Here is a 7,842-nt window from a genome sequence, read left to right on the forward strand (position 1 = left end):
CCCCGGCCGTGGGGGTCGGCGCGGCCGAGTGCGTCGGCGCCGCGGGTACGGGCCGGGCCGGGCTCGCCGACACGGCTGCCGCGGCGGGTGGGCGTGCCCATACCGTCGCCGGTCGTGGGGGAGACGTCAGTGCCGCCGGGGCCGAGCTGGTCGCCCCGGATCCCGGGTTGGCGGTCTCCACGGCGGCGGCCCCGGCGGAGCCGGACGCGGACCGCGTGACCTGAGCGGAAAGCGCGCCCGCACGCCGGGGCGCGGGCGCGGGTGGGCGCTCCCCGGCCGTGGGGGTCGGCGCGGCCGAGTGCGTCGGCGCCGCGGGTACGGGCGGGCCGGACTCGCCGACACGGCTGCCGCGGGTGCCGGCGGAGGAGCCGCGCACTCCGGAGGCGCCCCGATTCCCCGAGTCGGCCCGTACTCCGCAGGCCCCCGAACCGCCGACGGTGGGCCGCGGTCCAGCGGTCGGCCGGCCTCGGGCGGCGGACGGCCCTCCGAAGGCGGCCCGGAGAGCGAGGGGGCCCGCACTTCCTCGGGGCTGTCGCCTCGCCGGAGGCGGTGGGGGCTCCGCGGCCCGTACCGGCACGTCCCCCACGCGGCCCCGGCCCCAAGCCGCAGGGGGATTCGAGGCGAGCGGCGCGTACCCGAAACGCCCGGTCCGGGCCGCCCGCCGCATGGCGTAACCCAGGGTGCGCGCCGCGGGGTGCCCGCGCGCCATAGGATTGGGGCCACAACCGACACACTCACCCTGAGGATCTGCATGCCTGGCATCACGCGCGAGGAGGTCGCCCACCTCGCCCGGCTGGCACGTCTGGAGCTGAAGGACGAAGAGCTCGACCACTTCGCCGGACAGCTGGACGACATCATCGGCGCGGTCGCCCGCGTCTCCGAGGTCGCCGACCAAGACGTACCGCCGACCTCCCACCCGCTGCCGCTGACCAACGTCATGCGCGCGGACGAGGTCCGTCCGTCGCTGACCCCGCAGGAGGCGCTGTCCGGCGCCCCCGCCCAGGAGCAGCAGCGTTTCAAGGTGCCGCAGATCCTGGGGGAGGAGTGACCACCATGGCAGACCTGACGAAGCTCACCGCCGCCGAGATCGCCGAGAAGATCGCCTCCGGCGAGGTCACCGCGGTCGAGGTCACCGAGGCCCACCTGGCCCGTATCGAGGCCGTCGACGAGAAGGTGCACGCCTTCCTGCACGTGGACCGGGAGGGCGCGCTCGCCCAGGCCCGGGCCGTGGACGAGAAGCGGGCGCGCGGCGAGAAGCTGGGCCCGCTGGCCGGCGTCCCGCTGGCGCTGAAGGACATCTTCACCACCCGCGGCGTGCCCACCACCGTGGGCTCCAAGATCCTCGAGGGCTGGATCCCGCCGTACGACGCGACCCTGACGCGCAAGCTCAAGGAAGCCGACGTCATCATCCTCGGCAAGACCAACATGGACGAGTTCGCCATGGGGTCCTCCACCGAGAACAGCGCCTTCGGCCCGACCGGCAACCCCTGGGACCTGACCCGGATCCCGGGCGGCTCCGGCGGTGGCTCCTCGGCCGCGCTCGCCTCGTACCAGGCGCCGCTGGCCATCGGCACCGACACCGGCGGCTCCATCCGCCAGCCCGCCGCGGTCACCGGCACCGTCGGCGTCAAGCCGACCTACGGCGGCGTCTCCCGCTACGGCATGGTCGCCTTCTCCTCCTCCCTGGACCAGGGCGGCCCGTGCGCCCGCACCGTGCTGGACGCGGCGCTGCTGCACGAGGTGATCGCCGGGCACGACCCGATGGACTCGACCTCCATCGACGCCCCCGTCCCGCCGGTGGTCGAGGCCGCCCGCAACGGCACGGTGGCCGGGATGCGCGTCGGCGTGGTCAAGCAGTTCCGCGGCGAGGGCTACCAGGCCGGCGTGATGCAGCGCTTCGAGGAGTCGGTGGAGCTGCTCAAGGAGCTGGGCGCCGAGATCGTCGAGCTGGACTGCCCGTCCTTCGACCTGGCGCTGGCCGCGTACTACCTGATCGCGCCGTCCGAGTGCTCCTCCAACCTGGCCCGCTTCGACGCCATGCGGTACGGCCTGCGGGTCGGCGACGACGGCAGCAGGTCCGCCGAGGAGGTCACCTCGCTGACCCGCGAGGCCGGCTTCGGCGCCGAGGTGAAGCGCCGGATCATGCTGGGCACCTACGCCTTGTCCTCCGGCTACTACGACGCCTACTACGGCTCCGCGCAGAAGGTCCGGACCCTGATCACCCGGGACTTCGAGAAGGCCTTCGAGCAGGTCGACGTGATCGTCTCGCCGACCACCCCGACCACCGCCTTCCCGATCGGCGAGCGCGCCGACGACCCGATGGCGATGTACCTCGCGGATCTGTGCACCATCCCCACCAACCTGGCGGGCAACGCGGCCATGTCGCTGCCCTGCGGCCTGGCGCCCGAGGACGGCCTCCCGGTCGGCCTGCAGATCGTCGCCCCCGCCATGGCCGACGACCGCCTCTACCGGGTGGGCGCCGCGGTCGAGGCCGCGTTCGTCGCCCGGTGGGGTCACCCGCTGCTTGAGGAGGCTCCTTCGCTGTGAGTGCAATCAAGAAGGCCAAGGGATTCAAGAAGTCCAAGCCCGGCACCTACCTGTCCATCGGCACGTCCCTGTTCGGCGTGGTCGGTGTGGTCAAGCAGGCCAAGAAGGCCCGTGCCGAGCACGACAAGCTCCAGCTGATCGACGCGGTGGTCTCGGCCGCCGCCATCGTCACCACCGTCGCGCTGCTCGTCCGCGAGCTCAAGCGGCTCGGTGAGGACGACGTCCTCGCCGACTGAGCGGCCTGAGAGGTTAGTTTTCCGTGACCGTCACTGAACTGGTGTCGTACGAGGACGCGCTGGCCACCTACGAGCCCGTGATGGGGCTCGAGGTGCACGTCGAACTCGGCACCAAGACCAAGATGTTCTGCGGCTGCTCCACCGCCCTGGGCGCCGAACCGAACACCCAGACCTGCCCGGTCTGCCTGGGCATGCCCGGCTCCCTCCCGGTCGTCAACGCGACCGGCGTGGAGTCCGCCGTCAAGATCGGTCTCGCGCTGAACTGCGAGATCGCCGAGTGGTGCCGCTTCGCCCGGAAGAACTACTTCTATCCGGACATGCCGAAGAACTTCCAGACCTCGCAGTACGACGAGCCGATCGCCTTCAACGGCTATCTGGACGTCCAGCTGGAGGACGGCGAGGTCTTCCGCGTGGAGATCGAGCGCGCCCACATGGAGGAGGACACCGGCAAGTCGACACACGTCGGCGGTGCCACCGGCCGTATCCACGGCGCGCTGCACTCCCTGCTGGACTACAACCGGGCCGGCATCCCGCTGATCGAGATCGTCACCAAGCCGATCGTCGGCGCCGGCGACCGCGCCCCCGAGGTCGCCAAGGCGTACGTGGCCGAGCTGCGCGAGCTCATCAAGGCCCTGGGCGTCTCCGAGGCCCGCATGGAGATGGGCCAGATGCGCTGCGACGTCAACCTGTCGCTGCGCCCGATCGGTGCCGAGAAGTTCGGCACCCGCTCGGAGACCAAGAACGTCAACTCGCTGCGCAGTGTGGAGCGGGCGGTGCGCTTCGAGGTCATGCGGCACGCGGCCGTGCTGTCCTCGGGCGGCACGATCGTCCAGGAGACCCGCCACTTCCACGAGGAGGACGGCTCCACCACCTCCGGCCGGGTCAAGGAGGAGGCGGAGGACTACCGCTACTTCCCGGAGCCGGACCTGGTGCCGGTGGCCCCGGCCCGCGAGTGGGTCGAGGAGCTGCGGGCGTCCCTGCCCGAGCTGCCGCGGGTGCGCCGCAACCGGCTGCGCGAGGAGTGGGGCATCTCCGAGCACGAGATGCAGTCCGTCCTCAACGCGGGCGCCATCGACCTGATCACCGCCACCATCGAGGCGGGCGCGGACGCCGCCGCGGCCCGCAAGTGGTGGATGGGCGAGCTGGCCCGGCGGGCCAACGAGTCCGGCACCGAGTTGGCCGCTCTGGAGATCACCCCGGAGCAGGTCGCCCGGGTCTGCGCGCTGGTCGCCGACGGCTCGCTCAACGACAAGCTGGCCCGCCAGGTCATCGAGGGCGTCCTCGCCGGCGAGGGCGACCCGGACACCGTCGTCGAGAAGCGCGGCCTGAAGGTCGTCTCCGACGAGGGTGCGCTGGGCACCGCCGTGGACGAGGCCATCGCCGCCAACGCGGCCATCGCCGACAAGATCCGCGGCGGCAAGGTCGCGGCGGCCGGTGCCCTGGTCGGCGCGGTCATGAAGGCCACCCGGGGCCAGGCGGACGCGGCCCGCGTCCGCGAGCTGATCTTGGAGAAGCTGGGCGTCGAGGGCTGAGGCGGCGTAAGCGGCCATAGCGGCTACTGTGGCGGCGGGTACCCCTCGGGGTGCCCGCCGCCGTGCTTTCCCCAACGGCCGCCGGACGCCCGAACGAGGAGCGGAGCATGATCACGCAGGTACGGATCGACGGCTTCAAGTCGTTCCTCGGCTTCCAGGTGGACGTTCCTCCGGTGATGGTGATGCTCGGCCTCAACGGTGCGGGCAAGTCCAACTTCTTCGACGCGCTGCGTCTGGTGGCCGGCACGGCGCAGCAGGGATTCGAGCGGACCGTGGCCGCCGACCGCAGGCTGGCGGCCCGCGACCTGTTCCATCGGGGCGGGCCGGACGGGCGACCGCTGCGCGAGGAGTTCACCATTGAGGTCGGGATGCTGGTGCGCACCGAGGACGGCCCGCTGCCGCTGCGCATCCGGCTCCGCGCCCGTTACGAGGCGGGGGTGGGCCGCAGACCGGGGCGTGCGGTGCTGGCTGCCAGGGGCAGCGCGGTGTGGATCAGCAGTCTGAGGAACCGGGACTGGATGGACCGGCTCGGACTGGACGCCGAACTGCGCGAGGCGATCGAAGGGGCGAGGAACGCGTTCGTGCGGCGCACCGGCGCGGACTATCTCATCGTCGGTGGTCGGCTCGGGTTCGCGAATGTCGATGAATCCGAGCGCGCCGCGAGTTCGACCGGCACGATCGAGCTGCTCGGCCTGGTCGCTCAGGAGTGCGCCTCCTGGCAGCCGCTGCTTCTCGACCCGGACTCGATGCGGGGTCTCGTCCCCGTCGGGCCGGATGCACCCCTGGAGCACGACGGCCGGAACTTGCCGCTGGTGCTGGACAGGATCGAGGGCCAGGATCCCACAGCCTGGCGTCGGCTCGTGGCCGACCTCGCCGGTCTGGTGGAGGGCGTGCGCGACGTACGACCGCGCTTTCTGGAGAGCCGCCAGGAATTCGACTACGAGGTCGAGTTCGAGCACAGCGGATGGACCGCGCCACCGCTGCTCTCGGACGGTACGGTGCGGATGCTGGCGCTCCTCGCGGCGGCGGCCGACCCGCTGCGCCGAGGCACCCTCTGCGTGGAGGAGATCGAGAACGGCATGCACCCCACCCGCGTTGCCGACCTGGTGCGGCGGCTGCGGCGCGGCTGCGGCGTGGACGGCGAGCGGGCGGGGGCACCCTACCGGCAGCTGATCGCCAGCACCCACTCCCCGGCCCTGCTCGCGGCCCTGCGTACCGATCTCTCCGGAAGCCTGATCTTCATGGAACAGGCGGACCGGGTGGACCCGGATCGGCAGTCCGTCTCCCGGATCTCCCTGGCCCGTCCGCTGCGCGCCCGCGATCTGGAGCAGGAGCCGGGGAAGACGATGACTCCGCAGCAGGTGGACCGGCTGTTGCGCCGACTGGGCCAGGGGGCGTAGTGGGGGAGCGACCGCTCGTGCCGGGGCTGATCGCTGAAGGCAACAGCGACGAGCCGTATCTCGGCAAGCTGATCAAGCGCCAGTTGGACGTCCTGCTCCTGGCGAAGAGTCCGCGGAGCGTGGCGGTGGCCGACTGCGAGATCGCGCCCGTCCACACCACCGGATCGGGTGGTGTGACGGCTGTCATCGAGGCGGCCTGGGACCTGGCTCAGGACTGCGATCTGCTCTTCGTCCACTGCGACGAGGACGAGCGGGACAAGGCGGGGAAGATCGCCGAGGAGCTGGCGCAGCGGCGGAGGGCGGTGCGCAGGGCCGCGTTGCCGGTGCCGTTGATCCCCGTACTGATGACGGAATCCTGGATGCTGGCCGACCGGAAGGCTTTGGAATCCGTGGTGCCCGGGGTCGAGCTGGCGGACTACCCGTACGCCAAGCCCGCCGCCGTGGAGAAGAAGGTGGCGCTGCCCTCCGACAAGAAGACCAAGGTCGGCCCCAAGCAGGTGTGGAAGGCGCTGCTCGGTCCGGACGCGCACGAGACGCTCACGGACGCGGCTGAACTGCTGGTGCGCCGGACGGATCTCGGGGTGCTGGCGCAGGTGCCGTCCTACCGGGAATGGCTGAAGGGGACGGAAGCGGCGCTCGGCGGGTTGGGGTACCTCTGAACGGCGCCGACCGGCCACCGAGCACGGGCGGCCGGCCGGACCCGCCGGGTGTCATCCCCTGCCGAAGACCGCCGCCAGCGGATGTTCCGCGGTGTCCTCCGGGTCGGGGGCGCTGACCAGGGATTCGCCCATGTAGAGGTGTCCGGCCGCGTACTGGTACCGGCCGCCGGCCTCGAAGGCCGCCTCCACGTCGCGGTCGTCCGCGCTGTTGCGCAGCAGCTGGGTCCTGCGGTGGGTGCGGGGGTCGATCCGCCAGACCCCGCCGCCCTCACCGGAGAGCTGGGTCTGCTGGTAGGCCAGCACGGTGCCGTCCTCGTCGAGGCCGAGCAGCCGGAGGTTGGCGTCCGGGACGCCGGGGATCCGGGCGGCCGGCCTGCCGGTCTTCAGGTCGAAGGCGACGACCTCGTTGAAGGTGGCGGCCTCGGTGTTCTGGGCGGTGGCCATGAAGAGCGCGTCGGCGGACGGGCTGACCACGATCCCCCGGCAGCCCTCCACCTGGCTCAGGTCACAGTCCGACTCGTACGTCTTCCCCGGGGTGCCGAACCGGCTGCGGAGCCTGCCCTGCGCGGCGCTGTCGTCGATCGCCAGGAAGCCGCTGACCGCGGCGCCCGAGTCGTCCTCGTCGTCGTCCGGCAGGGTGCCGACGACCAGGGGGTCGGTGGAGACCACATGCGCGTAGCCGGTGCCCGCGGGAAGCCGGTAGGTGGACTTCGCCTCCCCGGTGCGGGGGTCGAGGGTCCGTACGTTCAGGGGCGGGGTGTCGGCGTCGCCGCACTCGGTGACGGCGACCAGCTTGTCGCCGCCGGCGTATCCGATGTCCTGGCAGTCGCTGTCGCCGTTCGGCCTCCACAGCGGCCTGCCGTCCAGCGTCCAGGCCGCGCCACCGTCGCCCACGTGGGCGGACGCGGCCACCGTGCCGCCACCGATGGTCACCTCGTCGAACGACTCGGCGGACCCGTACTCGTCCTTCGCCTCCCGCTGCCACAGCAGCTTGTGCTGTTTCAGGTCGAGCAGGCCGACCCGGGTGCAGGTGGCGTCCTTTCCGGGTCCCTTGAACACGATTGCCGTCCTATCGTCCTCGGTGAGGCGCGGAGATGCCCAGCAGACCTCTCCGCCGAGTGGGATCTCCCATTGCGCCGATCCGCCGGCGAGCGGATATCCGACAATCTTGCGGACATCGCCCTTGACGAAATTCCGGTCGGTCGTCCACATTCCCGCGACACTTACCGGATCGTCCTTGCTGAGGCCTTTCGGCATCGGCACCTTGTGGAGCAGGCGCGCCTCCGGAGCGTCCTTGGCCCCGTCGCCGCCGCCGTCCCGGGTGGCCAGCCAGATGCCGCCGGCGGCGAGCAGCACCACGGCGGCCAGGCCCCCGGCTATCGCCCCTCTGGGCGCCGAGGACCGCCGGCGGCGATCGGCGCGCCGCCCGCCACCGGACGGCGGGGCGGACGGCAGGAGGGGCTGGGGC

The 7,842-nt window shown here is 72.0% G+C and carries 7 protein-coding genes and 1 pseudogene; 7 read left to right on the forward strand and 1 reads right to left on the reverse strand.

Translation table 11 applies throughout. From position 1 onward, the window contains the following. From E4099_RS33740 to E4099_RS25655, 7 genes and pseudogenes are all read left to right on the forward strand, one after another. Window positions 1-224 (forward strand): annotated as a pseudogene (locus tag E4099_RS33740) (hypothetical protein); the annotation flags it as partial. Window positions 225-751: 527 nt separating this feature from the next. Then, entirely contained in the window at window positions 752-1,048 is a 297-nt protein-coding gene (gene gatC / locus E4099_RS25630) for an Asp-tRNA(Asn)/Glu-tRNA(Gln) amidotransferase subunit GatC (protein WP_135341483.1), read from the forward strand. A 5-nt stretch (window positions 1,049-1,053) separates the two neighbouring features. Beyond that, a complete protein-coding gene (gene gatA / locus E4099_RS25635) occupies window positions 1,054-2,547 on the forward strand; it encodes an Asp-tRNA(Asn)/Glu-tRNA(Gln) amidotransferase subunit GatA (protein ID WP_135341484.1) in 1,494 nt (497 codons plus the stop codon). Further along, window positions 2,544-2,783 carry a hypothetical protein gene (locus E4099_RS25640; RefSeq protein WP_135341485.1) on the forward strand — a complete coding sequence of 80 codons (240 nt, stop codon included), beginning with the start codon at window positions 2,544-2,546 and terminating at the stop codon, window positions 2,781-2,783. Before gatA ends, E4099_RS25640 begins: the two co-directional genes overlap by 4 nt. A gap of 23 nt (window positions 2,784-2,806) precedes the next feature. After that, window positions 2,807-4,315 carry an Asp-tRNA(Asn)/Glu-tRNA(Gln) amidotransferase subunit GatB gene (gatB, locus tag E4099_RS25645; RefSeq protein WP_135341486.1) on the forward strand — a complete coding sequence of 503 codons (1,509 nt, stop codon included), beginning with the start codon at window positions 2,807-2,809 and terminating at the stop codon, window positions 4,313-4,315. A 107-nt stretch (window positions 4,316-4,422) separates the two neighbouring features. Further along, window positions 4,423-5,715 carry an AAA family ATPase gene (locus tag E4099_RS25650; RefSeq protein ID WP_135341487.1) on the forward strand — a complete coding sequence of 431 codons (1,293 nt, stop codon included), beginning with the start codon at window positions 4,423-4,425 and terminating at the stop codon, window positions 5,713-5,715. A 17-nt stretch (window positions 5,716-5,732) separates the two neighbouring features. Further along, entirely contained in the window at window positions 5,733-6,374 is a 642-nt protein-coding gene (locus E4099_RS25655; RefSeq protein ID WP_135341488.1) for a hypothetical protein, read from the forward strand. A 51-nt stretch (window positions 6,375-6,425) separates the two neighbouring features. On the opposite strand, the gene E4099_RS25660 is transcribed toward E4099_RS25655, so the two are convergent. Continuing rightward, window positions 6,426-7,842: PQQ-binding-like beta-propeller repeat protein (locus E4099_RS25660; RefSeq protein WP_209446738.1), on the reverse strand; the 1,417-nt coding region annotated here is incomplete at its 5' end.

The sequence above is a fragment of the Streptomyces palmae genome, from assembly GCF_004684805.1.
GTDB classification, from domain to species: domain Bacteria; phylum Actinomycetota; class Actinomycetes; order Streptomycetales; family Streptomycetaceae; genus Streptomyces; species Streptomyces palmae.